Below are 25,839 nucleotides of genomic sequence, written 5' to 3'. Positions count from 1 at the left end.
CGGTCCCGACGCACCAGCGCCGGGACCGGTCACGCCCGGGGGGTCACCGGCCGGATCAGCCCCTCCTGCGCGACGGTCGCGACCAGCCGGCCGTCCTCGGTGAAGACGCGGCCGATGGCCAGTCCCCGGGCCCCCTGGGCCGAGGGCGAGACCTGGTCGTAGAGCCACCACTGGTCGGCCCGGAACGGCCGGTGGAACCAGATCGTGTGGTCCAACGAGGCCATCTGGATCTCGGGCGGCCCGGCCCGGTGGGGCACCAGCGTGGCGCCGAGCAGGCTCATGTCGCTGGCATAGGTGAACGCCGCCAGGTGGCGCACCGGGTCGTCGCCGAGGTCCTCGGTGACCCGGACCCACATCCGGGCCCGCGCCGGGTGGGCCGGATCCTCCTCCTCCAGCCCCTTCAGGGAGTTGCCCAGGTAGCGGGCGTCCAGGGCCGCGAACTCCTTGGCCAGCGACTCGGCCTCGCTCTCCTCGCTCCGCCTGGCCCACAGCTCCGTCAGGCTCAGGCCCGACTCGGGACCCGGCGCCTCCGGCATCACGTCCTGGTGCTCCAGCCCCTCCTCGGGGCGCTGGAAGCTGGCGGTCAGGTAGTAGATCGGCCGGCCGTGCTGGCGCGCCACCACGCGGCGGGTGGCGAAGGAGCGGCCGTCGCGGATGCCCTCGACGTCGTACACGATCGGCACCTGCGTGTCGCCGGGGCGCAGGAAGTACGAGTGCAGCGAGTGGATCCCGAACTCCGGGTCGACCGTCCGCACCCCGGCGATGAGCGCCTGCGCGGCCACCTGACCACCGAAGACCCGCTGCCGGTCGGTGTCGGACTGCCGCCCGCGGAACAGGTTGACGTCGATCTCCTCGAGGTCGAGCAGGTCGACGAGGGCGGTGGCGGGCACGGACACAGGGGTTCCTCGCTGTCGTGGTCGGCGGCGGGTGGTGGGGCTCAGGACTGGTCGGCGTCGGGGCCGTCGAGCCCGGCCAGGAACTGCTCGAACTGCTGCCCGATCTCCTCGCCGGTCGGCAGCGGCTGGTCCTCGGCGAGCAGGCTGCTGCCGCTCTCCTCGGCGCGCGCGAAGGCGTCGTACTGCTGCTCGAGGGCGAGGACGACCTCGTTGACCTCCTCGTTGGCCGCGAGGTAGCGGGCGATCTCGAGCTCACGCTCCTCGGCCTCGAGCCGCAGCGCGGAGAGGTCGACGGTCAGCCGGCCGGCCTTCTCGACGTGCTCCAGCAGCGCGGCGGAGGCCTTGGGGTAGTCCAGCTGGGCGAGGTAGTGCGGGATGTGGGCGACGAAGCCCATCGCGGCGTGGCCCCACTCCCCCAGCCGCACCTCGAGCAGCGCCTGGGCGCTGCTGGGGATGCGCAGCTCGCCGCGCCACGCGCTCTCCCCGATCAGCAGGTCGGGGTCGTTGGCGTGGTGGGTGATCGCGATCGGCCGGGTGTGCGGCACCGCCATCGGCACCGAGCCCATGCTCACGACCCGGGTGACGCCGAACCGCTCGACGACCTCGCGCACGGCACGCGCGAACGCCTCCCAGCGGTTGTCGGGCTCCGGCCCCTGGAGCAGGAGGTAGGGAGTGCCGCCGGTGTCGCGCAGCAGCCGGACGACCAGCCTGGGGGCGTCGTAGGCCTCGTAGTGGTCGCGCACGAAGGACATCGCGGGGCGGCGGGCGCGGTAGTCGTGGAACTGGTCGACGTCGAACGTCGCCACGACCGGGCCCTCCCCCACGTCGACCAGGTGCTGGGCGGCACGGGCCGCCGCGTTGCCGGCGTCGAGGAAGCCGTCGAGGACGAGCACCATCGTCAGGCTCCGCTCCTGACCTGGCGCGTCGGCGACGGCGTCGAGCTCGGGCACGTCGTCGACGATGTGCACGAGGCGGGGTTCCTGCGACACGGGGGCGTCCTTCCGGGGCGGTTGGTGGGCTGCGGCTGGGCAGCACCGGCCACGTCCACGATATTCCCACCGGGTCGCTGCGGACGGGAGGTGGACCCGGGTGACGACACCCACAGGGGGATCCCCCTGCGCATCGTTGTTACCGCAGGGTAACGTGAGGCTGCACCAACCCCATCCCCGTCCCTGAGAGGACCCGAGAGTGTCCCGACAGCTGCGAGAGGTCGTCTTCGTCGACGGCGTACGCACACCCTTCGGCGTCGGCAAGGCGAACGGCCAGTACGCCGAGACCCGCGCCGACGACCTCGTCATCAAGTGCATCCGCGAGCTCCTGCGCCGTAACCCCTCCCTCCCGCCCGAGCGCGTGGACGAGGTGGCCGTCGCCGCCACCACCCAGATCGGCGACCAGGGGCTCACCATCGGCCGCACCGCCGCGCTCCTCTCGGGCCTGCCCCAGAGCGTCCCCGGCTACGCGATCGACCGCATGTGCGCGGGCGCCATGACCGCGGTCACCACCACCGCCTCGGGCATCGCCTTCGGCGCCTACGACGTCGCCATCGCCGGTGGTGTCGAGCACATGGGGCGGCACCCGATGGGCGAGGGCGTCGACCCCAACCCGCGGATCCTGTCCGAGCGGATCGTCAACCCCGACGCGCTGGTCATGGGCAAGACCGCGGAGAACCTCCACGACCGCTACCCCACGATCACCAAGGAGCGCGTCGACGCCTACGCCGTGCGCTCCCAGGACAAGACCGCGGCGGCGTACGACGCCGGACTGATCCAGCCCGACCTGGTCCCGGTCGCGACCCGTTCCGCGGAGCAGGGCTGGGGCCTGGCGACGACCGACGAGCCGATGCGCCCCGGCACCTCGATGGAGTCGCTGGCGACGCTGAAGACGCCGTTCCGTGCGCACGGCAAGGTGACCGCCGGCAACGCGGCGGGCATCAACGACGGCGCCACCGCCGCGCTGCTGGCCGACGAGGAGACCGCCCGCGAGCTGGGCCTGCCGGTGAAGATGCGGCTGGTGTCCTACTCCTTCGTGGGCGTCGAGCCCGAGGTGATGGGTGCCGGCCCGATCCCGGCGACCGAGAAGGCCCTCAAGCAGGCCGGCCTGACCATCGACGACATCGAGGCCTTCGAGGTCAACGAGGCGTTCGCCGTGCAGGTGCTGGCCTTCCTCGAGCACTTCGGCATCGCCGACGACGACGCCCGCGTGAACCCGTACGGCGGCGCCATCGCCATGGGCCACCCGCTCGCGTCGTCGGGGGTGCGCCTGATGACCCAGCTGGCCCGCCAGTTCGAGGAGCGCCCTGAGGTCCGCTACGGACTAACCACGATGTGCATCGGCATCGGCATGGGCGGCACCGTCATCTGGGAGAACCCGAACTGGACCGGAGAGAAGGCCTGACATGAGCGACATCTCGAACCTCCTCGCCCGCGCCCAGGAGATCTCCTCCGACGCCGAGCGCGTGACCGAGGCCAAGCTCCGCAAGGTCGCCCTGCCCGGCGGCGCCGGCGTGATGGGCCTGATCACCCTCGACAACGGCGAGGACCACACCAAGCCGAACACCTTCGGGCCGCGCGGCCTGATCTCCCTGAACACCGCGCTCGACGCCGCCCTCCACGACGACGAGATCACGTCGCTCGGCGTGACCGGCAAGCCGTTCATCCTCGCGGCCGGCGCCGACCTCACCTCGGTCGCGGGCGGCGGCCCGGACGGTGTCCGGGTGATCGCCGAGCTCGGCCACGCGGTGATGCGCAAGCTCCAGGACGGCGGCAAGCCGTCGTTCGGCTTCATCAACGGCCTCGCCCTCGGCGGCGGCCTCGAGGTGGCCCTGCACTGCACCTACCGCACCGTCATGGACAGCGCCCCCGCGCTGGGCCTGCCCGAGGTCATGCTCGGCCTTGTCCCCGGCTGGGGCGGCGCCTTCCTGGTGCCGAACCTGGTGGGCCCGGACAAGGCCGTGCAGCTGATCGTCGAGAACCCGCTCAACAACGGCAGGACGGTCGGCGGCAAGGCGGCGTACGAGCTCGGCCTCGCCGACGCCTGCTTCTCCGGCGCCGACTACCTCGAGCAGTCGCTGCTCTGGGCCGCCGACGTGCTGGCCGGCAAGGTCTCCGTCGAGCGTCCCGGCCCTGGCACCTGGGACGGCGACCGGGGCGAGTCGTGGGACGCCGCCGTCGCCCGGGCTGCTCAGGTGGTCGAGTCGAGGACCGGTGGCGCCAGCCCGGCGGCGCGGAAGGCCGTCGAGCTGATCGACGCCGCCCGCGACGGCGACCGCGACGCGGGCTTCGCCCGCGAGGACGAGGCCCTCGAGGCGATGTCGCGCACGCCCGAGCTGATCGCGTCGCTCTACGCGTTCGACCTCGTGCAGAAGCGGGCCAAGCGCCCCGCCGGCGCGCCCGACAAGTCGCTGGCCCGGCCGGTGACCAAGGTCGGCATCGTGGGCGCCGGCCTGATGGCCAGCCAGCTCGCGCTGCTGTTCGTGCGTCGCCTCGAGGTGCCGGTCGTGCTGACCGACCTCGACCAGGAGCGCGTCGACAAGGGCGTGGGCTACGTGCACGCCGAGATCGACAAGCTGCTCGCGAAGGGCCGCATCAACGCCGACAAGGCCAACCGCCACAAGGCGCTGGTCTCGGGATCGGTCGAGAAGAGCGACGTCTTCGCCGACGCCGACTTCGTGATCGAGGCGGTCTTCGAGGAGATGTCGGTCAAGAAGTCGGTCTTCGCCGACGTCGAGAAGGTCGTCTCGCCGGAGTGCATCCTGGCGACCAACACCTCCTCGCTGTCGATCACCGAGATGGCGGCCGACCTCGAGCACCCCGAGCGGGTCGTGGGCTTCCACTTCTTCAACCCGGTGGCGGTGATGCCGCTGCTGGAGATCGTCAAGGGCGAGCTGACCGACGACACCACGCTGGCCACGGCGTTCGCCACCGGCAAGGCCCTGAAGAAGACCACGATCCTCGTCAAGGACAGCCCGTCGTTCATCGTCAACCGGCTGCTCGGCCGGTTCATGGGCGAGGTCGGCCGAATCGTCGACGAGGGCACCCCGGTGACGGTCGCGGACCGCGCCTTCGCGGGCGTCGCGCCGATGCCGCCGTTCATGCTGCTCTCGCTGGTCGGCCCGGCGATCGCGCTGCACAACAACGAGACGCTGCACCGGGCCTTCCCGGACCGGTTCTACGTCTCCCCCGCCCTCGAGCGCGTGGTGTCGGCGAGGAAGTCGTCGTACTACGGGCCCGACGGCGCGATCGACCCCGAGGTCGAGGCGCTGCAGGAGAAGCCGGAGAACCCGGTCGTGCTCGAGCCCGCCGAGGTGCGCACCCGCGTTCTGGAGGGGCTCGCCGAGGAGGCGCGGCTGATGCTCGACGAGGGCGTCGTCGCGGCCCCCGAGGACCTCGACCTGGCGATGATCACCGGCGCCGGCTTCTCGTTCTGGAACGGCGGCCTGACCATGCTGCTGGACCGCGAGGGCCTCGGCGAGAAGGTCAGCGGGAAGAAGTTCCACTGACCCCCACGCCACCCCGCTGACGACCGGCCGGCCCGTAGCATCGGGCCGGCCGGTCGTCTTCCCACCGGCCGACGTCGACCCGAGGAGGAGAGCCGATGATCTTCATCACCGCGAAGTTCCAGGTCAAGCCCGAGCACGCCGAGGACTGGCCCGAGATCAGCCGCGAGTTCACCGAGGCCTGCCGGGCCGAGGAGGGCTGCTTGTGGTTCGACTGGTCGCGCAGCCTCGACGACCCCCACGAGTACGTGCTCGTCGAGGCGTTCCGTGACGGCGACGCCGGAGCCGCACACGTCAACAGCGACCACTTCAAGGCGGCCCAGCAGAAGCTGCCGGGCTACCTCGTCGCGACGCCGAAGATCGTGAGCCAGAGCGTCGACCAGGACGACTGGAACGAGCTCGGCGAGATGCGGGTCGACTGACCCTCGTCCCGCCCGACCGACCTTCAGCGCGCGCCCTTCAGTGCCCCACGTGGTGGGGACGCCCGGCGCCCAGCATCAGTGCCCGCGCACAGACCGTGGCCCACAGCGCGACGACGCTGAGCGTCAGCAGTCCCACCCAGGCAGTGCTCGACATGGCGATGGCCACGACCGCGCTCACGATCGCGAGCGCGACGAGCAGCCCCATCCAGACGACGTAGGCCATCGGGCCACGGTCGTGTCCCTCGAGGCCGAGGTCGGCAACGAGCCGCTCGGCCCCCAGGGCGCCGCCGACCACGCCGAGGACCAGCACGCCGATCGCAACCGTGCGTGCCGACCACGAGGTGAGTGCGGTGTCGGTCACCCAGAGCAGGTACCCGACCGTGGCGACCGCGACCGCCAGGGTCGCGAGACCGTCCCTCCAGCTGATCCGCATGATGATGCACCTTCTCTCGCAGGCGCCCGGGATGTCTGGGCCAGCCACCTGCCGGGCTCCACACCTCCAGAGTCGACCCCGGGCGGTGGCGCGCGAAGGGAACAACGGCCTGCCACCGGGTGACCTTTTGCGCGACCGCAACCAAGCGGTTTGATGGTGCATCACAGGAGGGTCCGCACCCGCACCCCACCGTCCCCGGAGGACACCATGGATCGCCCGCTGCCCCGCTCGCTGACCGGCCTCACCGCGATCGTCACCGCACTCGCCACCGCGCTCGTGGTCGTCCTCGCCGTCGCACCCGCCGACGCGGCCGGCAGCGCCTGGGTGGAGAAGGCACAGCGTCGGCTCAACCACCTCGGCTGCTCCGCCGGACCCGCCGACGGCGACCTCGGGCCCTGGACCCGCTCGGCCGTGGTCCGCTTCCAGTCCCGCACCGGCAAGGCCCAGACCGGCCGGCTCGACCCGCCGACCCGCCGGCGGCTGTACGCCGACGCCGCACCGCGCTGCGACCGTCGGCCGGTGCCGGCACGGTCGGGCACGGGCCGGCGGATCGTGATCAGCCAGCAGCAGAACTGGGTGTGGCTGGTCGGCCCGAAGGGTGGCGTGCGCGCCCAGGGCGGCATCGTCGACAACCCCTCCGTGCTGCACCGGGGCAGCTACGGCACCGGGTCCTACTGCGGCCGCGCGGCGAGGATCAAGCGCAACTCGACCAGCAGCGGCGAGGTCTGGTTGTGGAACTTCGTGCGGTTCGCACCGTGCGGCATCGGCTTCCACCGGATCCCGACGTACCAGTCCAACGGCGCGCAGATGCACCCGAACTGGTACCTCGGCACCAACCGCGCCGAGTCGCACGGCTGCATCCGGCTGAGCCGGGCGATGTCGCTGGAGGTGTGGCGGTTCACCACCCGGCACACCCGGGTGCGGGTCGTCTGAGCCCCGCCGGGGCTACGGGGTGGCGACGCCCCACAGCGCGGCCACGTGCCGCGCGTCGGTGCCGCAGCAGCCGCCCAGGATCGCCAGGTTCGGCAGCCGGTCGCGGAGCCGGTGGGTCGCGGTGGCGAGCTGCTGCGGGTCGCCGTCGTCGAGCTCCTCGGCCGCGTCCAGCTCCGCGTGCGTCATCGTCGAGGCGTTCGGCAGGATGCCCAGCACCCGTTCGCGCCAGGCCCCCTCGTCGAGGCCGGGCTCGATGTGGCTCGGGTGCGCGCAGTTGAGCAGGTAGTAGTCCGGACCGCCCGCGTCCTCGTCGACCCGCGCCACCGCGTCGGGAAGCGAGGTGCCGTCGGGGAGCCGCCCGTCGGTCTCCACGGTGAACGAGATCGCGACGGGGATGCCCGCGGCGCGTGCCGCCCGCACGACGCCCATGGCCTCCTCGGGGCCGGTGAGCGTGTACGCCGAGACCAGGTCCGCGCCGTGCTCGGCGAAGCCGTCGACCTGGGGCCTGTGGTACGTCGCCGCCTCGGCGGGATCGACCCGCTCGCCGGGCACGTAGCCGTCACCGCGCGGCCCGATGACGCCACCGATCAGCACGTCCGGCAGGTCGTCGTACCGCTCACGCAGCTGCTTGAGCAGGGTGACGGCGTGCCGGTCGATGCGCCGCAGCCCGCGCGCCGAGTAGCCGACGCGCTCGCCCCAGTCCGGGTTGGCGCGCCAGGTGGGCGCCTCCAGCATCAGCCCGGTCCCGGCCCGCCGGGCGATCTCGGCGTACTCGTCGTAGTAGCGCCGCAGCAGCTCGCGCCCGAGGGCGTCGTCGAGCAGCGGGAAGGCCGCGAACTCCGGCAGCTCCGCGCCATGGTGGAAGATCAGGTCGGTCTCGAGCCCGCCGTCGGTGACGTAGGTGCGTCCGCCGGCCCGCGGGATCTCACTGATGGTCATGGACAACCTCCGTGCCATCAGGCTCGCACGCCCCGTGTGTCCCGTCGTCCCCCATCCGGGCCGTTCTCGGTCGCTCCCGTCAGGCGGTCGTCTTCTCCTCGGCGATGGCGCGACCCACCCGGCTGTGGCGGGCGCCGTACCCGAAGTAGACGACGAAGCCGATGAGCATCCAGATCAGGAACCGCACCCACGTCTCGCCGGTCAGGTTGAGCATCAGGTAGACGCACATCAGCACCGCGCAGCCGGCCACCAGCGTCACCGCGGGCGTCCGGAACGCGCGCGGCAGGTCCGGGCGGGTGCGACGCAGCACCACGACCCCGATGCTCACGAGCACGAACGCGAAGAGGGTGCCGATGCTGACCAGGTTGGCCAGCGTGGCCAGGTCCACCAGGCCGCCGATGACGGCGACCGTGATGCCCGTGATGATCGTGAAGATGTACGGCGTGCCGAAGCGCGGGTGCACCTTGGCCAGGCCGCGCGGCAGCAGGCCGTCGCGGGCCATCGCGAACCCGACCCGGGTCTGGCCGAGCACCAGGATCATCACCACGACGATCAGGCCCACGCAGGCGCCGATCGAGATCAGCCGGCCCATCCAGTCCAGGCCCACCGCGTCGAAGGCGGTGGCCAGCGGGGCCGCGTCGGCCGGGTCGATGTCGCTGTAGCTCTGCATGCCGGTGATGACCAGGCTGACCGCCATGTAGAGCACCGTGACGATGGCCAACGAGCCGAGGATGCCGCGGGGCACGTCGCGCTGCGGGTTGCGCGCCTCCTCGGCCGTGGTGGCGACGACGTCGAAGCCGATGAAGGCGAAGAAGACGATCGCGGCGCCGGAGAAGACCCCCGCCCAGCCGTAGACGGCGGGGTCGATGCCGAACAGCGAGCTGATCAGCGTCGCGTGCAGGAAGTCGCTCTCGCCCGCCGGCGACGGCTGGGACGGCGGGACGAACGGGGTGTAGTTGTCGCCGCTGATGTAGCCGATGCCGAAGATGATCACCGCGGCGATCACGAGCAGCTTGATGGCCACGATGACCTGGTTGAGGCGGCTCGAGAGCTTGATGCCCCCGACGAGCACCGCAGTGACCAGCAGCGCGATCACGATCGCCGGCAGGTCGACGGTGCCGTCTGCGGCCGACCCCAGGGAGGCCGGCACCTCGAACGGCGTGCCGTCGACGACCTTCTGGTAGTAGCCCGAGAAGCCGGTCGCCAGCGCGGAGGCACCGATCGTGAACTCCAGCACCAGGTCCCAGCCGATGATCCAGGCCACCAGCTCGCCGAAGGTGGCGTAGCTGAACGTGTAGGCGCTGCCGGCCACCGGCACGGTGGAGGCGAACTCGGCGTAGCAGAGCGCGGCGAACGCGCAGGCCAGCCCCGCGATCGCGAACGAGATCGCCACCGCCGGGCCGGCGTTGGACGCGGCCACGGTGCCGGTGAGCACGAAGATCCCGGCCCCGATGATGACGCCGACGCCGAAGACCGTGAGGTCCAGCGCGCCCAGGCTCTTCTTGAGGCGATGCTCCGGCTCGTCGGTCTCGGCGATGGAGCGCTCGACGTTCTTGGTGCGGAAGACGTCCATGGGAGGACGCTAGCGGCTCACGCGTGCTCCCGACGACCCCCGCGCCCGGGCGGACCGAAGGTCGCCTCGATCATCCGGCCCGCCTTCTCCGCCAGGTCCTGCGAGGTGAGCCCGAGCCGGAGCTGGAGCACCTCGTCGGGATCGGCACCGTCCTCGTCCATCGCGTCCACGAGGTCCCACAGGGCGGCCTCGCCGAACGCGTCGGCGACGTACTCGCAGGCCCACCAGGCCACCGCGTAGTGCTCGGCGGAGTGCTCGTCGTTGAAGGTCGCGTCGTCGGGCAGGTCCTCGACGGCGGAGGCCTGCTCGACGGCGGCGTCCGGCAGCAGCCGCTCCTGGGGAGCCATCGGGCGCACGGACACCAGCTCGGCGACCCCCTCGGCCAGCCACACCGGCACGCGGTCGTCGTGGGTGCCGACGGCCACGTGGGTGACCTCGTGGCGCAGCAACCGGTCGCGCTCGGCGTCGTCCTCGAACAGCAGCCGCGGGTTGAGCACGACCCGGGTGGCCACCACCCGGCCGCCGGGCCGCGAGGTGACCGGGAAGGCGATCGCACCCACCCTGGTGGGGTCGTCGCCGGGGAGGTCCGCGAGCGCGGTCAGGAAGGCCGGGTCGGAGAGGGCGTAGACCACGACCGACCGCGACCAGGTGTAGGGCACGTCCGCCGCGACCGATCCGACCGCCTCCTGCACCGACGTGAGCAGGGCGGCAGCGGACGCGACGCTCGCCGCGTCGAAGACGCCGAGCACGCCGCGGGCCGAGCGCACCTCGACGGGACCGGCGTCCCAGGGCGCGGGCCGGACGTCGTGGGCGCGCTCCCACTGCGCGTCGCTGGTCGACGCCAGCAGGTAGTGGCCGGGGCCTCGTCCCGGGGTGAACCGGAACCGGTCCGGCGTCATGACCGGCCGGGGGTCGTAGCCCTGCAGCTGCAGGTGCCGCTCGACCACGACCCAGTAGTCGTCGCCGTGCCGGACCAGGGTGCCCGGGTCGAGCGTGTAGCCGAACCGCCCCACCGGCAGCTGGGCGAGGTTGCCGAACCAGGTGCGCTGCTCGCGCACGAACGCCGGACGAGGTGCCAGGCCGGCGACGAAGGCGTCGACGTCACCCCGGCGCACCGCAGCGGCCCGACGCTCCAGCGAGCGCTCCAGGGCGCGTACGACATCCGGCGGGGCCGACGCCGCCCGGGTCGGGGCGGGCGCGCTGCCGGCGTCGGTGGTGCAGCCGGTGAGGGCGCCGGCGACCAGCACCAGCGCCAGCACGGGTGCCGGCAGCAGACGTCCGCACGGGGGTCGCGGACGTCGCATGGCGGGAGCCTAGAGCGGCTGGTCGGTGTCGACCAGCGACGTGCCCGACGCCAGCTCCGTGATGCCGTCCTTCGAGCCGGTCGAGACGTCCTCCACGATGGAGAGCGCCAGCGCCTGCGGCGTCAGCCCGATCCGCTCGAGGATGACGGCGCGCTTGGCGTGGTCGAGGAACTCCTGCGGGATGCCGTGGAGGCGGAAGGGCGTGGTGACCCCGGCCTCGTTGAGCGTCTGCAGCAGCACGGCCCCGACACCGCCGACCTTGCCGTTGTCCTCGATCGACACGACCAGCCGGTGCTCGCGGGCCAGCTCGACGACGGCCGGGTCGACCGGCATCACCCAGCGCGGGTCGACGACCGTGACGCCGATGCCCTGGGCGACCAGCCGCTCGCCGACGTCGACGGCCGTGGTGGCCATCGAGCCGACGCCGACGATCAGCACGTCCTTGGTGCCCTTGCGCAGCAGCACGTCCGCGCCGCCGGCCTTGCCGACCGCCGCGACGTCCTCGGGCGGCGGGCCCTTGGGGAAGCGGACCACGGTCGGGGCGTCGTCGACCTCGACGGCCTCGTTGAGCAGCTCGCGCAGCCGGGTGGCGTCACGGGGCGCCGCGAGCCGCAGCCCGGGCACCACCTGGAGGATCGACATGTCCCACATGCCGTTGTGGGAGGCGCCGTCGTCACCGGTCACGCCGGCCCGGTCCAGCACGAACGTGACGCCGCACCGGTGCAGGGCGACGTCCATGAGGACCTGGTCGAAGGCACGGTTCAGGAAGGTCGCGTAGACCGCGACCACCGGGTGCAGCCCGCCGAGGGCCAGCCCGGCGGCCGAGGTGGCGGCGTGCTGCTCGGCGATGCCGACGTCGAAGGTCCGCTCCGGGAACCGGGCCTGGAAGTGGTGCAGCCCGACCGGGTGCACCATCGCCGCGGTGATCGCGACGACGTCCTTGCGGCGCTGGCCGATGTGGACGATCTCGTCGGCGAACACGTCGGTCCAGATGCGGCCCTTCGGGACCTCCTCGCCGGAGTCGACGTCGAACGGACCGGGCGAGTGGAACTGATCGGCCTCGTGGCGCTCCGCGGCGTCGTACCCGAAGCCCTTGCGGGTCAGCGCGTGCACGATGACCGGACCCTGGAACCGCTTGGCCTGCGCGAGCGTGTGCTCCAGCGCGGCACGGTCGTGGCCGTCGACGGGGCCGACGTACTTCAGCCCGAGGTCCTCGAAGAGGCCCTGCGGGGCCAGCGCGTCCTTGAGCCCCTTCTTCATCGCGTGCAGGGCGTCGTACGCCGCGGGGCCGACGCCCTTGACCGCGTTGAGACGCTTCTTGACCATCTCGAGGATCTGCTCGTAGCGCGGGTTGGTGCGCAGCGCGGTGAGCGCGTTGGCGAGCCCGCCGATGGTCGGCGTGTAGGAGCGGCCGTTGTCGTTGACGACGATGACCAGCTTGCTGGAGTTGGCGATCGCGATGTTGTTGAGCGCCTCCCAGGCCATCCCGCCGGTGAGCGCGCCGTCGCCGATGACCGCGACCACGTGCCGGTCCTCGCCGCGGATGGCGTAGGCCTTGGCCAACCCGTCGGCGTAGCTCAGCGCGGTCGAGGCGTGGGAGTTCTCCACGATGTCGTGCGGCGACTCGGACTGGCTCGGGTAGCCGCTGACGCCGCCCTCCTGGCGCAGCTTCTCGAACCCGGCCATCCGGCCGGTCAGGAGCTTGTGCACATAGGCCTGGTGACCGGTGTCGAAGACCACGCGGTCCCGCGGGGAGTCGAAGACGCGGTGGATCGCCATCGTCAGCTCGACCACGCCGAGGTTGGGTCCGAGGTGACCGCCGGTGCGCGAGCAGGTCGCGACCAGGAAGTCCCGGATCTCCGTGGCGAGGGTGTCGAGCTGCTCCTCGGAGAGATCGTTCAGGTCCTCCGGGGTCGAGATCGACTCCAGCAAGCCCATGGGTCCTCCGGATCAGGTGTGTGGAAGGTGCCGACCGTTCACTGTATCCGGCACGCCTCAGAGATCGAGAACCGCGATGGCCGGCTCCTCGAGGCTGCCCAGCCACACCCGCCCCTCGTGCTCGCGCACGCCGGTGACCATGTGGTAGCCGTCGGCCGGTGCGTCGAGGTCGTGGACCAGCCGGCCCTCGTCGTCGTACGCCTGCACACGCACGGTGCGCTGCGGCTTCGGGTGCAGCCGCTCGGGAACCCGGGTGACCTGGCGGCGCAACCAGTGCGGGCCGCGCATCAGGCGCTCCACGAGCGGGTCCCGGGGTGAGGCGATCGTCACCCAGATCAGGCCGTCGCTGCCGCGCGCGATGTTGTCGGGGTAGCCGGGCAGGTCGGCGACGAGCAGGTCGCGCTGCCCGGCCCGCGGCCCCGTGGTCCAGTGGCGCACGACGGTGCGCGCAGCTGACTCGGCGACCGCCACGAACGCCTCGTCCCGGCTCAGCGCCACCCCGTTGGCGAAGGCCAGCCCGTCGAGCACCACCTCGACCTCGCCGTCGGGGCGCAGCCGCAGCAGTCGGCCGGTGCGGGTGTCCTGGACGAAGTCGTCCTTCCAGTGCTCGACGCCGAACCGGGTCGAGGAGTCGGAGAACCAGACGTCGCCGCTCGACGCGACCGCGGCGTTGTTGCAGAAGACCATCGGCCGCCCGTGCACCCGGTGCAGGACGGGCTCGACCAGCCCGGTCGCGGGGTCGACGCGGAGCACCCCGCGGTGCGCGTCGCAGACCAGCAGCCGCCCGTCGGGGTCGATCTCGATCCCGAGCGGCCGGCCCGCGGTGTGGGCGACGCGGTCGAGGCGTCGGCCGTCGTGGCCGACCCGCCAGATGCTGCCGTCCGCGGTGCCGGTGAAGACCGCGCCCTCGTCGCGGCCGCTGGTGGCGACGACGACGTCCTCCGCACCCGGGCCGGGGACGGGGATCACGGAGAGGGTGCGCTGCGTGGTCACCCGGACATCACACCAGCCGGCGGCGCCAGGTGGCGACCCCCTCGTCGAGGTGGAGCTCGCCGTCGGCCTGCTCGGCCGCCTCGGGGTCGTGGGTGGCCATCACGACGATCGCGCCCCGCTCCGCCTCGGCCCGCAGCGCGCTCATGGTCCGCTCCCGGTTGGCGGCGTCGAGGTCGCTGGTGGGCTCGTCGGCGAGCAGCACCTCGGCCCGCGCGGCGAAGGCCCGCGCCAGCGCGACCCGCTGCTGCTGGCCGCCCGAGAGCTCCTCGATCAGGTGCGTGCCGGACTCCTCGAGCCCGACCAGCGCGAGCGCGTCGGTGGTTCTACGGTGCGCCTCCGCGGCACGCACGCCCGTGGACAGCAGCGGCACCAGGACGTTCTCGGCCGCGGTGAGCGAGGACGCCAGCCCGTTGCCCTGCGGGACGATCGTCACGCCCAGCCCCGCGGCCTGCTCGCGGCTCGCCAGCTCGGTGCCGGCGTACCGCACCCGCCCCTGCGAGGGCACCAGCGCGCCGGCCAGCGCCCACAGCAGCGTGGACTTGCCCGCCCCCGAGGGACCGGTCACGGCGACCAGGGAGCCGGGGGCCAGGTCGAGGTCGAGGTCGCGCAGGGCGACCAGGTCGGCGTACCGGACGGTGACGCCCTCGGCAAGCAGCCCGCTCATGCGCCGGCCTCCTCGGTGGACTCGGGGATCAGGACGTAGCTGCCGTCGACGAGGTGGAAGCGCACCAGCGTGCCGGGCGCGAGGTCCTCCCGGACGTGCACCGGCAGCGGCAGGAACCCGTCGGGCGTCACCACGGCGTACTCCTCGCCCGAGCGGCCCTCACCACCGACCCGGCCGTCGCGGATCGTGATGGTGCGCGGCAGGAAGGCGGCGACGTCGGGGTCGTGGGTCACGATCACGACGGTCGTGCCGAGGTCCCGGTTGATGTCGGCCATGCAGCCGAGGACCTGGTCGCGCGCCGGGTGGTCGAGCTGGCTGGTCGGCTCGTCGGCGAGCAGCAGGCCAGGTCGGGGCGCGATCGCGACCGCCAGGGCCGCGAGCTGGAGATGGCCGGGGGTCAGCGACGCCAGCGGCCGCTGCGCCTCGGCGGCCAGCCCGACCCGGGCGAGCACGTCCTCGGGCTCGGGGAGGTCCTTGCCGGCCCGGCGGGCGGCGCCCTGGGCGAAGCGGACGTTGTCGAGGGGCGAGTAGTACGGCAGCAGGTTGCGGGCCGCCCCCTGGAGCATCAGCGCCACGTCGTTGGCGCGCATCTCGTCCAGCTCGCGCGGCGAGGCCGCCGAGAGCTCGAGCTCGCCGACGAACACCTTGCCTGCGCTGGCCCGGAAGACGCCCGCGAGCAGGCTCAGGAGGGTGGACTTGCCCGCGCCCGACGGGCCGAGCAGGCCCACCATCTCACCGGGCGCGACGTCGAGGTCGACGCCGGACAGCGCGGCCACCTCGTGGCCCTCGGAGCGGTAGATGTGCACCAGTCGGTGGGTGCTGACCCTGGTCCCGCTGCTCACACCGTCTCCCGGAGTCGTCGTACGTCGGAACGCCGGGCCAGGGCCCGGCCGATGAGGACCGCCCCGAGCCCGAGCACGACCAGCGCGCCGAGGGCGGCCGCCGCGACCACGCCCCAGGCGGTGGCGAGGTCGAGGGTGGACACCTCCGGCGCCGAGGCGAACAGCGGCACGATCGGCAACGCGAGATGGGCGCCGTACAGGCCGGAGACGGTCCCGGCGACGACCCCGAGGACGACCGCGGGCAGCTGCGCCGCGACCGCCATCGCCCCGATCGAGCCGCCGGGGATGCCGCTCATCCGCAGCGCCGCCAGGTCGCGGGCGCGGAACCGCCAGCTGCTGACGGCACTGACGACCAGCACCAGCAGCGCGATCAGGAGCGCCGCGAGACCGATGACCACCGCCAGCTGGAGGCTCCAGGCCGCCGTCGACTCGTCGTAGGTGCGCCGGGTCCCGGCCAGGGTGGAGGTCTCGGCCACCGCGACGCCGTGCTCGGCCAGGGCGTCCTTGACCCGCGCCAGCAGCGCCGGGTCGTCGTCGGCGAACCAGACCTGGAGCACGGCGGTCGCGGCGACCGCACGACCTCGCGAGACCGCGTCGAGGTTGACCACGGTGGTGCCCGGGCGCGACCCCGGCACCCGCGGCAGCTCCCCGACCTCGACCGCCGCCTGCTCCTCACCGTCCAGCCCGACGGTGGTGAACCGGTGGTCGTCGAGGCCGGCCGGCAGGGGGTGTGAGACCAGCGCCGGGGCCTCGGACTGCAGCCAGGCCTGGGCCATGGTGATCAGCGCCGGCCCCTCGCTGTGGACCGCGATGGTCAGCTTGTCGCTGCTCGTGGACCGCGGCTGGAAGGTGCCGGTGGCGGGGTCGTCGTACGGCGTCCAGCGGCCGGCGGGCCCGATGGCGGCCTCGTCGCCGCCCGGGGTGCCGACCAGGTGGCGCAGCGTCGCCCGGCCGTCGATCGTGGCGCCGGGCAGGGTGCTGGCCCACACCCCGGTGACGTAGCAGCCGTCGCGGCAGGAGACGTCCGTCGCCAGGCGGGCGTGGTCGGTCGGCCCGTCGACCTCGCCCAGGGCCGTGTGCAGGGTGGCCCCGCCCGCGTCGACGAGGTCGAGCCCGATGGTGACCGGGTTGGTCTTGCCGTCGACGCGCCGCGAGGAGAGCGTGGAGTCGTCGACGTCCAGGGAGAGGCGGGAGCCGGTCACCGGGATCGGCTTGGTGTCGGGCACGGCCAGCCGGTCCCAGACCGCGGCGGGTGTCGGAGCGCCTCCGGAGTGGAGGGCGATGCGACGGAACGCGTCCGGGACGACCGCGAGCGTGCTGGTGCCCCCGTCCCCCGGGGCCAGCACCCGGGCGACCGGCGTCACGCTCCGGCCGTCGGGGTCGACGTCGTCGAGCGCGGCCCGCACCGCCCGCAGGTCGTTGCCCCGGACCTCGAGGACCATCGGCGCACCGGCCTCCTGGGCGGCGGCGGAGGCCCGGTTGCGGTCCCCGACCGTGAGGGCGTCCGCGGCGAAGACCGCGAGCGCGGAGGCCAGGGTGACCATCGCGACGATCCGCCGGGTCGCCGGGCTGCGGGCCGCGTCGAGCACGCTGACACCGGCCCGCACCCGCCCGCGGGCGAGCAGCCGACGGCCGACGATCGCGGCCGACGGGGTCGTGAGGTGGGCCAGCAGGAGTCCGACCACGATCGCGAGCAGGCCGGGCGCGGCGAGCGCGACCGGGCCGTCGAGGCCACCGGTCGCGAACAGCACGACGACGGCCCCGGCCCCCGCGACGACGAGCGCGTCGCCGACGCCGAGGGCCCAGCCGGCACGCCGCGGCGGCACCCGTCGCAGCAGGGTCTCGACCGGCTCGCGGGCCACCCGGGAGACCGCGAGCACGGTGACCGCCGTGAGGACGAGGACCGCCAGGGCCAGCGCGGCCACGAACGGCAGGGCGAGCTCGAACGGCGCGTGGCCGGGGAGCACGAACGCACGCGCGGCCCAGGAGCCGAGCACGGCCAGCGCCGCGCCCGGCACCACGCCCACCAGCGCGACCGGAAGCAGCTCCCCGAGCAGCAGGCCGCGGGCACCGCGACGGCCACGCCCCCGCAGCCTGGCCAGCGCCACCTCGGGCCGGCGCTGCTCGGTCACCGCCAGCAGCACCAGCCACAGCACGACGACCGCGAGCAGGCCCAGCTGGGCCATCAGGAGCGGCACCGTGACGCGCGACTGCTCCGTCTGGTCGCGGATGTCCTTCGCCAGGCTGGGCAGGCCGGAGTGCACGTCGACGATGACGCCCGAGTCGTCGAGGCGGGACTCCTCGGCCATCCGGTCGACGGCGTCGGCCAGGGCCAGCACGTCGTCGACGCCCACGTGCTCGCTGTCCAGCGGCAGGTCGACGGTGGACGTCTGCCCGGTCAGCGGCGGGACCGAGGGGTCGGTGAACGTCGACCGGTCGGTGAGCCACACGTCGTGCTGCACGTGGCTCGGCGGGGTCGGGTCGACGAGACCGGAGCGACCCGTCAGCTGGAGGCCGAACCAGTAGTCGCCGGCCTGCTGGCGGTAGACGCCGGTGACCGACATCCTGATCGTGGGGACCTCGACGTGGTCCCCGTTGGACGGCAGTCCTGCCACCTTGAAGGCCGTGCCGACCCGGAGGTCGAAGATGCGCGCGTCCGCTTCGCTGATCGCGACCTCACCGGCCCCGTGCGGGCAGCTGCCCTCGACGAACCTCACGTGCTCGCAGGCACCGTCCCGCCAGACGACGAGGCCGCGGGGGTCGGTCCGGGCGCCCGGCTCGACCGTCGCCTCGCCCGAGTAGCCCAGGACCGGCGTCAGGAACGAGTGGCGGTACGCCGGGTCGACCTTGACGGCGACCTCCTCCGGCGAGGGAGGAGGATTCTGGTTGACCGTCCCGAAGGTCGGGCCGGGGTCCGACGTGATCGCGCTCAGCTGCAGGCCGGACACGGCCGGCTCCGCCCGCTCCACGGTGATGTCAGTGAGCGCCTGACGCATCGCCCGGTCGTAGAGCGGCGCGAACGCGGCGCAGGCCGTGACCAGCGCCGCCAGCGTCGCGATCGCGATGGCCTGGAACGGCCGGTACCTCAGTCTCATCTCCGCGCTCTCCCCCTCGGCAGCCGCGCAACTGTGTCACCCGCGCGGCCGACCTTCAACCGGAATCGCCGCGGTCAGGTGCGCATCCTGCGGTAGAGGTCGGAGTCGAGGAAGGCGGGCAGCACGCGGGCGGCCGATGCGCTCAGGTCGAGGGCACGCGCTGCTCCGGGCTCGACGAACACGATCTGGCGCCCCTCCCCCAGCACGACGTCGTCGTCGGTCAGCGCCGTGGCGCCCACGAACACCTGCATCGTGTCGATGCTGCCGTAGGCCTCGTGGGTCACCTCGAGCTCGGCGAACAGCTCGAGGTCGTCGGCCTCGACCCGGATGCCGGTCTCCTCCTCGAGCTCGCGGACCGCGCCGGCGTGGAACGCCTCGCCCGGCTCGAGGTGGCCGCCGCACAGGCTCCACTTCTCGGGGTCGATCACCGGGTGCTCGTCGCGCTCCTGCAGGAGCAGCCAGCCGCGGCGGTCGACGAGGATCACGGTGGCGAAGCGGTGCATGTCGCCAACGTAGCCGTCGTTCGCGGGCTGTTGCCGAACGCTCCGGCGCAGGCCCGATCCGCCCTATCCTTCACGCATGCGGATCAGCGTGCTCGGGAGCACCGCCGCATCCCGCGAGGGCACGGCGGTCGACCTGGGGACCCCCAAGCAGCGTGCGCTGCTCGCTGCCCTGGCCCTGCACCACCCGCGCGCGGTCACCGCGGACACGCTGGCCGACCTGGTCTGGTCCGGCCACCCGCCGCCGGGGGTGTCCACGTCGCTGCAGGCCTACGTCGCGGGGCTGCGCCGGGTCCTCGAGCCCGACCGCCCGCTGCGCAGCCCCGCGACCGTGCTCGTGACCGAGCCGCCCGGCTACGCGCTGCGGGTCGGCGCGGACCAGCTCGACGCCACCGCCTTCGAGTCCGCCGCGGCGACCGCGCACCGTCGGCTGGGGCCGCTGACCGAGGCGCTCTGCGCGGGACACGACCCCGAGCCTCCCGGCGACCTCGACCAGCTCCTCGCCGGGCTCCGCGACGCCCTCGCACTGTGGCGCGGCGTTGCGTACGCCGACCTCGGGGACGCGTCGGCGGCCGTCTCCGAACGGGCCCGCCTGGAGGACCTGCGCCTGCTCGCGCACGAAGGCTGCTGCGCCGCCGAGGTGATGCTCGGCCGGGAGGCCACCGCCACGGCCGAGCTCGAGTCGCTCACCCGGCAGCACCCGTTGCGCGAACGGCTCTGGTCGCTGCGGGCGATCGCGCTGGCGCGGTCCGGGCGCCAGGCCGACGCGCTCGCCGCGCTCCGCGAGGTGCGCGACCTGCTCGACGAGGAGCTCGGCCTCGAGCCCGGCCCCGAGCTGCGGGCCGTCCAGGCCGCCGTGCTCCGGCAGGAGGCGGTGCGCGCGCCGGCCGCACCCGGGTCCGTCCCCACCGCGCCGGTCGCCGCGCCGGCACCGGCCGTCGCGCTGCCCCGTCGTACGTCGCCGTGGCCGCTGGCCGGCCGCACCGCCGAGCTGGCCGCCCTGACCGGGCTGCTCGGCGACGTGGCCGACGGCCTGGCCCCGGACCTGCCGGCCTTCGCCGCCATCACCGGGGAGCCGGGGATCGGCAAGAGCCGGCTCGCCGCCGAGCTCGCCGACCACGCTGCGGCGCGCGGCGTGCAGGTGGTCGCCGGCCGCTGCTCGCAGGACGACGGCGCCCCCGCGCTGTGGCCGTGGGCGACGGTGCTCGGAGGCCTCGGGTCCCAGCTACCGGTGCTCGAGCCCGGGGCCGACGACTCGACGTCCGGCTTCCGGGCGTGGGACACGGTCGTGCGCACCGTCCTCGAGGCGGCCACCCGGCGCCCGCTGCTCCTGCTCCTCGACGACCTGCACTGGGCGGACACCTCGAGCCTGCGGGTGCTGCGGCTGCTCAGCGAGGCCAGTGCCGGCGGCGCGGGCGCGCCGCGGCTGATGGTGGTGACGACGTGGCGCGAGCACCCGGCACCGACCGGGACGCTGGCCGAGGTGGCCGAGGCGCTCGCGCGGCGGCACGCTCTGCGGCTCCAGCTGCGCGGGCTGACCAGCGAGGACGCCGGCCGCGTGGTGTCCGCGGTCGCGGGGGCCGACCCGAGCCGCGACGAGGCGGCCGCGCTGTGCCGGCGTACCGACGGCAACCCGTTCTTCCTGGTGGAGTACGCGCGACTCGCCGGGGACCGCGGCGACCTCGCGGGCCTGCTGGCCGAGGAGCAGCCGCCGGTCGCGGTGCAGGAGGTGCTCACCCGGCGGATGGAGCGGCTGGACGACAGCACCCGGGACCTGCTGCGCACGGCCAGCGTGCTGGGTCGCCGGTTCGGGGTCGGCGTGCTCGCCGCGACCGACGGCACCGACGAGGACGACGTGCTCGACGGGCTCGAGCCCGCGGTCGACGCGGGCCTGGTGGCAGAGGACGGCGTGGACCGCTTCCGCTTCACCCACGCGCTGGTGCGGGACGCCGCCCTCGCGACGCTGCCCCGCTCGCGACGCGCGCGGATCCACGTGCGGGCAGCGGAGGCGCTCACCGGCGGCGCAGGCCACGAGGCCGACGTGGCCCGGCACTGGCTGCAGGGGGGCCCGCGGTACGCCGACCGGGCCTGGCGCGCCTGCCTCGACGCCGCAGCGGCCGCGTCACGCGTGCACGCCCACGAGGAGGCGGTCGAGCTGCTCCGGCGCGCGGTGGAGGTCCAGGCCGAGGACCCCACGGCCGACGACCGGGACCGCTTCGACCTGCTGGTCGCGCTCGCCGACGCCGAGCGCCGCGTCGGCGACTGGGTGCGGGTGCGGCAGGTGGCCCACCGGGCCCTGCAGCACGCCCGCCGGCTCGACGACCCCGACCTGCTCGCACAGGCCGGGATCATCACCAGCACCGACGCGCTGTGGCAGTCGACGCAGCACGGCGAGGTCGACCCGGTCGTCACCGCGGCGCTGCGTGACGCCCTCGACCGGCTCCCCCACGGCGACGACCCGCGTCGCTGCCGGGTCATGCTGGCGCTGGCCAGCGAGATCTACTACGGCACCGGCCCGGCGGAGCGGGAGGCGCTGGCCACCGAGGCGGTCGCCATGGCGCGCCGCCTCGACGATCCCGGCCTCACGCTGTGGGCCTGCCTCGGCGCCGCCATCGCGGTCTGGCGGTCCGAGACCGCGGCGCTGCGTCGCGAGCTCACCAGCGAGGCCGTCGACCTCGCCCGGAGCCGGGGCGACGACCTCGCGCTCGCGACCGCGCTCACGCTGCGCACGGTCGCCGAGGGCGAGCTCGGGCTGGTCGAGGAGATGGAGCGCGGCATCGCGGAGACCCGGGTGCAGGCCCAGCGGGTCCGGCACCTGTACGCCGAGATGGTGCTCGACTCCCTGGAGGTGTCGTGGCTGGCGATGCGTGGCGAGCACGAGCGCGCCGACCTCGTCGTCCAGCACATGGTGGAGCTGGGGCGGACCACGGTGATCCCGCAGTTCGAGGAGGCCGTCTCCGGGGCGTTCCTCGCGCAGATGCTGTGGCAGGGGCGGCACGAGGAGATGGTGGAGGTGCTGCGGTCGCTGGAGGGCACGACCTTCCTGCCGATCGCGACCACGATCGTGGCCCTGCTCTGTCGCGCGGGCCGGGTCGAGGAGGCGCGGGAGCACCACCGGACCCACCGCGCGGAGGTCGCCCGCGCGCTGGAGAGCGACTTCTGGTTCTCGGCCCTGGCGTGGAGCATGGCGGCCGAGGGGGCACTGCGGCTCGGCGACCGCGAGCTGGGTGCGGCGGCGTACGAGCGGCTCGCGGGGCTGGCCGGTCGGCCCTGCTGCGCCGGCTCCGGCAGCACCCTCGGGCCGGTCGACATGTTCCTGGCGATGGCGGCGGCCGCCACCGGTGAGGCCGCGCTGGCCACCCGGCACGCCGACCGCGCCGAGGAGCTGTGCGAGACGTGGCGGATCCCGCTCGCCGCGCAGTGGCTGCGTGGCGAGCGGGACCGGTACTCCTTCTAGGCCGACGGACCCTCAGACGGGTTCGGGCGTCCGCGCGTCCTCGGACTCGTCCGTGTCCTGCGGTGCGGGCAGGGTGTCCTGCTCGTCCCAGAGATCCGCCGGGGCCTCGGCCTCGATGGTCGGCAGCAGCCGGTCCAGCCAGCCCGGCAGCCACCAGTTCCAGCGCCCGAGCATGGCCATCGTCGCCGGCACCAGCACCAGCCGGACCACGGTGGCGTCGAGGACGATCGCGACGGCCATGCCGAAGCCGAGCATCTTGACCACCACGTCGGCCTCGGTGGCGAAGCCCAGGAAGACCGCGACCATGATCGCCGCCGCGGACGAGATGACCCGTCCGGTGGAGGCCAGGCCGCGCTCGACGCTGCCCCGGGCGTCGCCGGTCGCCTCCCACTCCTCGCGGACCCGCGAGAGCAGGAAGACCTCGTAGTCCATCGAGAGGCCGAACAGGATGGCGAACATCAGGATGGGGATCCAGCTCGACACGGGGACGGCGTGGTCCATGCCGAGCAGGCCGCTGCCCCAGCCCCACTGGAACACGGCGGTGAGCACGCCGTACGCCGCGCTGATCGACAGCAGGTTCATCACCGCGGCCTTGAGCGGCACCACCACGGACCGGAACATCATGGTCAGCAGCAGGACCGACAGGCCGACCACGAACCCGACCACCAGCCAGATCCGCTCGGTCAGCATCACTGAGATGTCGGCGAACAGCGGCGTGGTGCCGGTGATCTCCGCCCCGTCGGGCAGCACGTCGTCGCGCAGCGTGCGGACCAGGTCGCTGGTGCGCTCGTCGCTGGGCCCGTAGGCCGGCTCGGCCTCGAACACGGTGAGCGCGCCGTCCGGGGTGGTCTGCGGCGGTGTCACCCCGACGATGCCGGGCTGGTCGGCGAGCCGCTGGGCAAGCGCCTTCGTCCCGGCCGCGCCGACCTCGGCGTTGTCGACCACCACCGTGAACGGGCCGTTGGCGCCGGCGCCGTACTCGTCGGAGATGAGGTCGTAGGCGCGCCGGATCGTGGTGTCGGTGCTGTTGCTGCCGCCGTCCTGCGGCCAGGTGCGCATCGCCAGGGTGGGCGCGGCCAGGGTGAGCAGCACGATCAGCGCGGCGAGCGCCGCGAGGAGCGGGCGTCGGGCGACACCGGCGGCCCAGCGGGCCGTGAGGGGCACCTTGCGGGTGTCGACCCGGCCGCGGCGGACATTGCGCGGGAGCAGGCGGTGGCCGGCGAGGCCGCAGAGCGCGGGCACCAGGGTGATCGCCGCGGCCATCACCGAGAGCACGGCGATCGCGGTGGCGAAGCCGAAGCTCGCGTAGACCGACAACCCGGCCAGGCGCAGGCCCATGAGGGACACCAGCACGGTGGCCGAGGCGAAGACGACCGAGCGTCCCGCCGTGGCCGCCGCGCGTCCGGCGGCCACCCGCTTGTCGTAGCCCTCGGCGAGGAACTCGACGTGCCGGGTGACCAGCAGCAGCGCGTAGTCGATGCCGACGCCGAGACCGACCATGGTGGCGACCATCGGTGCCGAGGTGCTCACGTCCATGGTGCTGGCGAGCAGGGTGACCCCCGCCGAGCCCACCGCGAGGCCGGTGAACGCGACCACGAGGGGCAGGCCGGCCGCGACGACGGAGCCGAAGGCGAGCACGAGCAGCACCAGCGCGACGACGACGCCGGCCATCTCGCCGGTGCCCTTCATCTCCGAGCCGCCGGTCGCCGGCAGCTCGCCCCCGAGCTCGGTCTGGAGGCCGCTGGCCTCCGTCGGGGCGAGCGCCTTCTCGAGCTCGTCGAAGCCGGCGTTGCCCATGATGTCGGGGTCGGTCGTGGGCACGTCGTAGGTCACGGTGAACAGCGCGGTGTCGCCGTCGGCGGACAGCCGCGGCTCGCTGACGTGCGCCGCGTGCGGCACGGCCTCGAGCTGCTGCACGACGCCGCGCAGGTCCGCCGTGGCGAGGCGGGCGCCGTCGCGGTCGTGGACGACGACCTGCGCCGACGACCCACCCTCTCCGGGGGCGTGGTCGCGGAGCTGGTCGATGCCCGTCTGGGCGCGGGCGCCCGGGACGTCCCAGTCGTCCTGGGGGGTGCCGCCGAAGGCGCCGGCGGCGACGAAGGCGGCGCCGACGAGCAGCAGCCAGGCGGTGATGGTCCGCCAGGGGTGGCCCGCGGCGCCGTTGCCGAGGCGGTAGAGCATGCGTGACACGGTTCTTCTCCCGTCAGAGGTGTGAGACCTGATGACGGAAGGCTCGCGGGAGGCGCTTGGAGGGCTCTTGGTGACGACTTGGAGCCCGTGGAGGCGGCGACGGCCCATACTCGGGCCATGAGCGATGTGCGGGAGTCCACCACGCACGGGGCACGCCTCCCCCGATCCTCGGCGAGGCGCCCGTGGTCGCGTATGGCCACCGCCCTGCTCGTGGGCCTGGTGCTCGTCGGGCTGGGCTACGCGCTGGGCATCCGCAGCCCGTGGACGGCCCACCACCCTCGCGTCGTGAGCGGCACCGCGCAGAGGGTTGCCGCGAACGTGCCGACCGGCTACTTCGACACCGCCGACCGCGAGCGGGTCTCGTTCCGCCTCGACGACGTGGTCTGGCGGTCGGGCGACAGGACCGGCAGCGGCACCGTCCCGCCGTGCCTCCGGGACACCGGCCAGCAGGTCGAGGTGCGCGTGGGCCTGCTCGAGGTCTCCAGGCCGTTCGGGTCGGGCTCCTACTTCCGCGTCCTGTCGGTGGACTGCCCGGCGTAGTGAACCCTCGGCACTGTGGTCAGCGCTGCTGACACGTGAACTGGTCGTGGGCCTGCCCAACCGTCATCGGCGACTCCCGCACTCCGTTGGCATCGGGTTTGCGGACGAGGACACGGTGGCCGGTCGCGCGACGTCAGGACCCGACCACCTGCACGAGGTACGTCGCCAGCGCTACGAACTCCACGAGCGCCGCGACGAGAGCCCCGACCAGCAAGCCGGTCCCGAACTGCCGCGCCCGGGGCTGGGTCAGGAAGACCAGCGCGGCGATGAACGACCCGGCGAGCGCCACGCCGATCGCGGTCAACAGCAGGGCCGGGTGCCCGGTCAGCCCGTCCTCGCCGCCGTAGCCGTAGGCGAGGACTCCCGCCCCGTAGAAGACCAACGCGATCGCGAGGTTGCCGAACAGCGAGCAGCCGAAGCCACGCGGGCCTGGCTGCGTGGCTGGCCACTGCCCGACTGGCTGGTGTGCGCACATGGGAGGCATGGTGCCGCACGAGGGGCGCCGCGCATCACGGATCGGATCACGTTCGCCGGGCTGTCGCCTGGGACTGGCGACCCCCGAGCGTCACGGTTGTTGCAGACGCGGTCAGGGCAGCACGGCAGGCCCGATGACCCGGTGGGTGCC

At 73.6% G+C, this 25,839-nt stretch carries 20 protein-coding genes; 6 read left to right on the top strand and 14 right to left on the bottom strand.

Features of this window, described 5'->3' with window-relative positions; genetic code table 11:
* Window positions 1-29: 29 nt before the first annotated feature.
* A complete protein-coding gene (locus ACFO9I_RS10100) occupies window positions 30-890 on the bottom strand; it encodes an acyl-CoA thioesterase (RefSeq protein ID WP_379180371.1) in 861 nt (286 codons plus the stop codon).
* Window positions 891-937: 47 nt separating this feature from the next.
* A complete protein-coding gene (locus ACFO9I_RS10095; RefSeq protein ID WP_379180369.1) occupies window positions 938-1,885 on the bottom strand; it encodes a PAC2 family protein in 948 nt (315 codons plus the stop codon).
* 199 nt (window positions 1,886-2,084) lie between these two features.
* Here ACFO9I_RS10095 and ACFO9I_RS10090 point away from each other — a divergent pair, with 199 nt between their 5' ends.
* The 3 genes from ACFO9I_RS10090 (at window position 2,085) to ACFO9I_RS10080 (ending at window position 5,813) form a co-directional block, all read left to right on the top strand.
* Window positions 2,085-3,290 carry a thiolase family protein gene (locus ACFO9I_RS10090; RefSeq protein WP_379180367.1) on the top strand — a complete coding sequence of 402 codons (1,206 nt, stop codon included), beginning with the start codon at window positions 2,085-2,087 and terminating at the stop codon, window positions 3,288-3,290.
* 1 nt (window position 3,291) lies between these two features.
* Complete coding sequence (locus tag ACFO9I_RS10085; protein WP_379180365.1) at window positions 3,292-5,394, top strand: 3-hydroxyacyl-CoA dehydrogenase NAD-binding domain-containing protein; 2,103 nt, start codon at window positions 3,292-3,294, stop codon at window positions 5,392-5,394.
* A gap of 95 nt (window positions 5,395-5,489) precedes the next feature.
* The gene (locus ACFO9I_RS10080) at window positions 5,490-5,813 is read left to right on the top strand and encodes a putative quinol monooxygenase (protein ID WP_379180363.1); all 324 of its coding nucleotides are present in this window, start codon (window positions 5,490-5,492) and stop codon (window positions 5,811-5,813) included.
* A gap of 37 nt (window positions 5,814-5,850) precedes the next feature.
* Here ACFO9I_RS10080 and ACFO9I_RS10075 read toward each other — a convergent pair whose 3' ends face one another.
* Window positions 5,851-6,246, bottom strand: a complete 396-nt coding sequence (locus ACFO9I_RS10075; RefSeq protein WP_379180361.1) for a hypothetical protein — start codon at window positions 6,244-6,246, stop codon at window positions 5,851-5,853.
* 207 nt (window positions 6,247-6,453) lie between these two features.
* Between ACFO9I_RS10075 and ACFO9I_RS10070 the strand changes: the two genes are divergently transcribed.
* Window positions 6,454-7,179 (top strand): L,D-transpeptidase family protein, encoded by a 726-nt coding sequence (locus ACFO9I_RS10070; RefSeq protein WP_379180359.1) that lies wholly within the window; start codon window positions 6,454-6,456, stop codon window positions 7,177-7,179.
* Between the two features lie 12 nt (window positions 7,180-7,191).
* On the opposite strand, the gene ACFO9I_RS10065 is transcribed toward ACFO9I_RS10070, so the two are convergent.
* The 9 genes from ACFO9I_RS10065 to ACFO9I_RS10025 form a co-directional block, all read right to left on the bottom strand.
* Window positions 7,192-8,118 (bottom strand): homocysteine S-methyltransferase family protein, encoded by a 927-nt coding sequence (locus ACFO9I_RS10065; protein WP_379180357.1) that lies wholly within the window; start codon window positions 8,116-8,118, stop codon window positions 7,192-7,194.
* Window positions 8,119-8,197: 79 nt separating this feature from the next.
* Window positions 8,198-9,691 carry an amino acid permease gene (locus ACFO9I_RS10060; RefSeq protein WP_379180355.1) on the bottom strand — a complete coding sequence of 498 codons (1,494 nt, stop codon included), beginning with the start codon at window positions 9,689-9,691 and terminating at the stop codon, window positions 8,198-8,200.
* A 17-nt stretch (window positions 9,692-9,708) separates the two neighbouring features.
* On the bottom strand, window positions 9,709-10,995 hold the full coding sequence (locus tag ACFO9I_RS10055) for a hypothetical protein (RefSeq protein WP_379180353.1): 1,287 nt from the start codon (window positions 10,993-10,995) through the stop codon (window positions 9,709-9,711).
* A 9-nt stretch (window positions 10,996-11,004) separates the two neighbouring features.
* Window positions 11,005-12,933 (bottom strand): 1-deoxy-D-xylulose-5-phosphate synthase, encoded by a 1,929-nt coding sequence (gene dxs / locus ACFO9I_RS10050; RefSeq protein WP_379180351.1) that lies wholly within the window; start codon window positions 12,931-12,933, stop codon window positions 11,005-11,007.
* A gap of 57 nt (window positions 12,934-12,990) precedes the next feature.
* The gene (locus ACFO9I_RS10045) at window positions 12,991-13,926 is read right to left on the bottom strand and encodes an SMP-30/gluconolactonase/LRE family protein (RefSeq protein ID WP_379180349.1); all 936 of its coding nucleotides are present in this window, start codon (window positions 13,924-13,926) and stop codon (window positions 12,991-12,993) included.
* 7 nt (window positions 13,927-13,933) lie between these two features.
* The gene (locus ACFO9I_RS10040) at window positions 13,934-14,590 is read right to left on the bottom strand and encodes an ABC transporter ATP-binding protein (protein ID WP_379180347.1); all 657 of its coding nucleotides are present in this window, start codon (window positions 14,588-14,590) and stop codon (window positions 13,934-13,936) included.
* Window positions 14,587-15,432: an ABC transporter ATP-binding protein gene (locus ACFO9I_RS10035; RefSeq protein ID WP_379180345.1), complete on the bottom strand. Its 846-nt coding sequence runs from the start codon at window positions 15,430-15,432 to the stop codon at window positions 14,587-14,589. The genes ACFO9I_RS10040 and ACFO9I_RS10035 overlap by 4 nt, the downstream gene beginning before the upstream one ends.
* Window positions 15,429-18,527, bottom strand: coding sequence for an FtsX-like permease family protein (locus tag ACFO9I_RS10030; protein WP_379180344.1), 3,099 nt, complete (start codon window positions 18,525-18,527; stop codon window positions 15,429-15,431). The genes ACFO9I_RS10035 and ACFO9I_RS10030 overlap by 4 nt, the downstream gene beginning before the upstream one ends.
* Window positions 18,528-18,601: 74 nt before the next feature.
* Window positions 18,602-19,030: an NUDIX domain-containing protein gene (locus tag ACFO9I_RS10025; RefSeq protein WP_379180343.1), complete on the bottom strand. Its 429-nt coding sequence runs from the start codon at window positions 19,028-19,030 to the stop codon at window positions 18,602-18,604.
* A 76-nt stretch (window positions 19,031-19,106) separates the two neighbouring features.
* On the opposite strand from ACFO9I_RS10025, the gene ACFO9I_RS10020 reads away from it, so the two are divergent.
* Window positions 19,107-22,484 (top strand): BTAD domain-containing putative transcriptional regulator, encoded by a 3,378-nt coding sequence (locus tag ACFO9I_RS10020; protein WP_379180341.1) that lies wholly within the window; start codon window positions 19,107-19,109, stop codon window positions 22,482-22,484.
* 12 nt (window positions 22,485-22,496) lie between these two features.
* Here the strand turns inward: ACFO9I_RS10020 and ACFO9I_RS10015 are convergent, their stop codons facing one another.
* A complete protein-coding gene (locus ACFO9I_RS10015) occupies window positions 22,497-24,665 on the bottom strand; it encodes an MMPL family transporter (RefSeq protein WP_379181121.1) in 2,169 nt (722 codons plus the stop codon).
* A 126-nt stretch (window positions 24,666-24,791) separates the two neighbouring features.
* On the opposite strand from ACFO9I_RS10015, the gene ACFO9I_RS10010 reads away from it, so the two are divergent.
* A complete protein-coding gene (locus ACFO9I_RS10010) occupies window positions 24,792-25,214 on the top strand; it encodes a hypothetical protein (protein ID WP_379180339.1) in 423 nt (140 codons plus the stop codon).
* A gap of 133 nt (window positions 25,215-25,347) precedes the next feature.
* Here ACFO9I_RS10010 and ACFO9I_RS10005 read toward each other — a convergent pair whose 3' ends face one another.
* Window positions 25,348-25,689 carry a hypothetical protein gene (locus tag ACFO9I_RS10005; RefSeq protein WP_379180337.1) on the bottom strand — a complete coding sequence of 114 codons (342 nt, stop codon included), beginning with the start codon at window positions 25,687-25,689 and terminating at the stop codon, window positions 25,348-25,350.
* Between the last annotated feature and the right edge of the window lie 150 nt (window positions 25,690-25,839).

It is taken from the genome of Nocardioides sp. GCM10023255 (assembly GCF_042653125.1).
GTDB lineage: Bacteria > Actinomycetota > Actinomycetes > Propionibacteriales > Nocardioidaceae > Nocardioides.
This window is presented reverse-complemented; position numbering and strand designations above follow the sequence as displayed.

Coding starts and splice junctions, on each gene's coding strand:
- ACFO9I_RS10085 (WP_379180365.1), top strand. CDS start 3,292: ATGAGCGACATCTCGAACCTCCTCGCCCGCGCCCAGGAGATCTCCTCC.
- ACFO9I_RS10080 (WP_379180363.1), top strand. CDS start 5,490: ATGATCTTCATCACCGCGAAGTTCCAGGTCAAGCCCGAGCACGCCGAG.
- ACFO9I_RS10075 (WP_379180361.1), bottom strand. CDS start 6,246: ATGCGGATCAGCTGGAGGGACGGTCTCGCGACCCTGGCGGTCGCGGTC.
- ACFO9I_RS10070 (WP_379180359.1), top strand. CDS start 6,454: ATGGATCGCCCGCTGCCCCGCTCGCTGACCGGCCTCACCGCGATCGTC.
- ACFO9I_RS10065 (WP_379180357.1), bottom strand. CDS start 8,118: ATGACCATCAGTGAGATCCCGCGGGCCGGCGGACGCACCTACGTCACC.
- ACFO9I_RS10060 (WP_379180355.1), bottom strand. CDS start 9,691: ATGGACGTCTTCCGCACCAAGAACGTCGAGCGCTCCATCGCCGAGACC.
- ACFO9I_RS10055 (WP_379180353.1), bottom strand. CDS start 10,995: ATGCGACGTCCGCGACCCCCGTGCGGACGTCTGCTGCCGGCACCCGTG.
- dxs (WP_379180351.1), bottom strand. CDS start 12,933: ATGGGCTTGCTGGAGTCGATCTCGACCCCGGAGGACCTGAACGATCTC.
- ACFO9I_RS10040 (WP_379180347.1), bottom strand. CDS start 14,590: ATGAGCGGGCTGCTTGCCGAGGGCGTCACCGTCCGGTACGCCGACCTG.
- ACFO9I_RS10030 (WP_379180344.1), bottom strand. CDS start 18,527: ATGAGACTGAGGTACCGGCCGTTCCAGGCCATCGCGATCGCGACGCTG.
- ACFO9I_RS10025 (WP_379180343.1), bottom strand. CDS start 19,030: ATGCACCGCTTCGCCACCGTGATCCTCGTCGACCGCCGCGGCTGGCTG.
- ACFO9I_RS10020 (WP_379180341.1), top strand. CDS start 19,107: ATGCGGATCAGCGTGCTCGGGAGCACCGCCGCATCCCGCGAGGGCACG.
- ACFO9I_RS10015 (WP_379181121.1), bottom strand. CDS start 24,665: ATGCTCTACCGCCTCGGCAACGGCGCCGCGGGCCACCCCTGGCGGACC.
- ACFO9I_RS10010 (WP_379180339.1), top strand. CDS start 24,792: ATGAGCGATGTGCGGGAGTCCACCACGCACGGGGCACGCCTCCCCCGA.
- ACFO9I_RS10005 (WP_379180337.1), bottom strand. CDS start 25,689: ATGTGCGCACACCAGCCAGTCGGGCAGTGGCCAGCCACGCAGCCAGGC.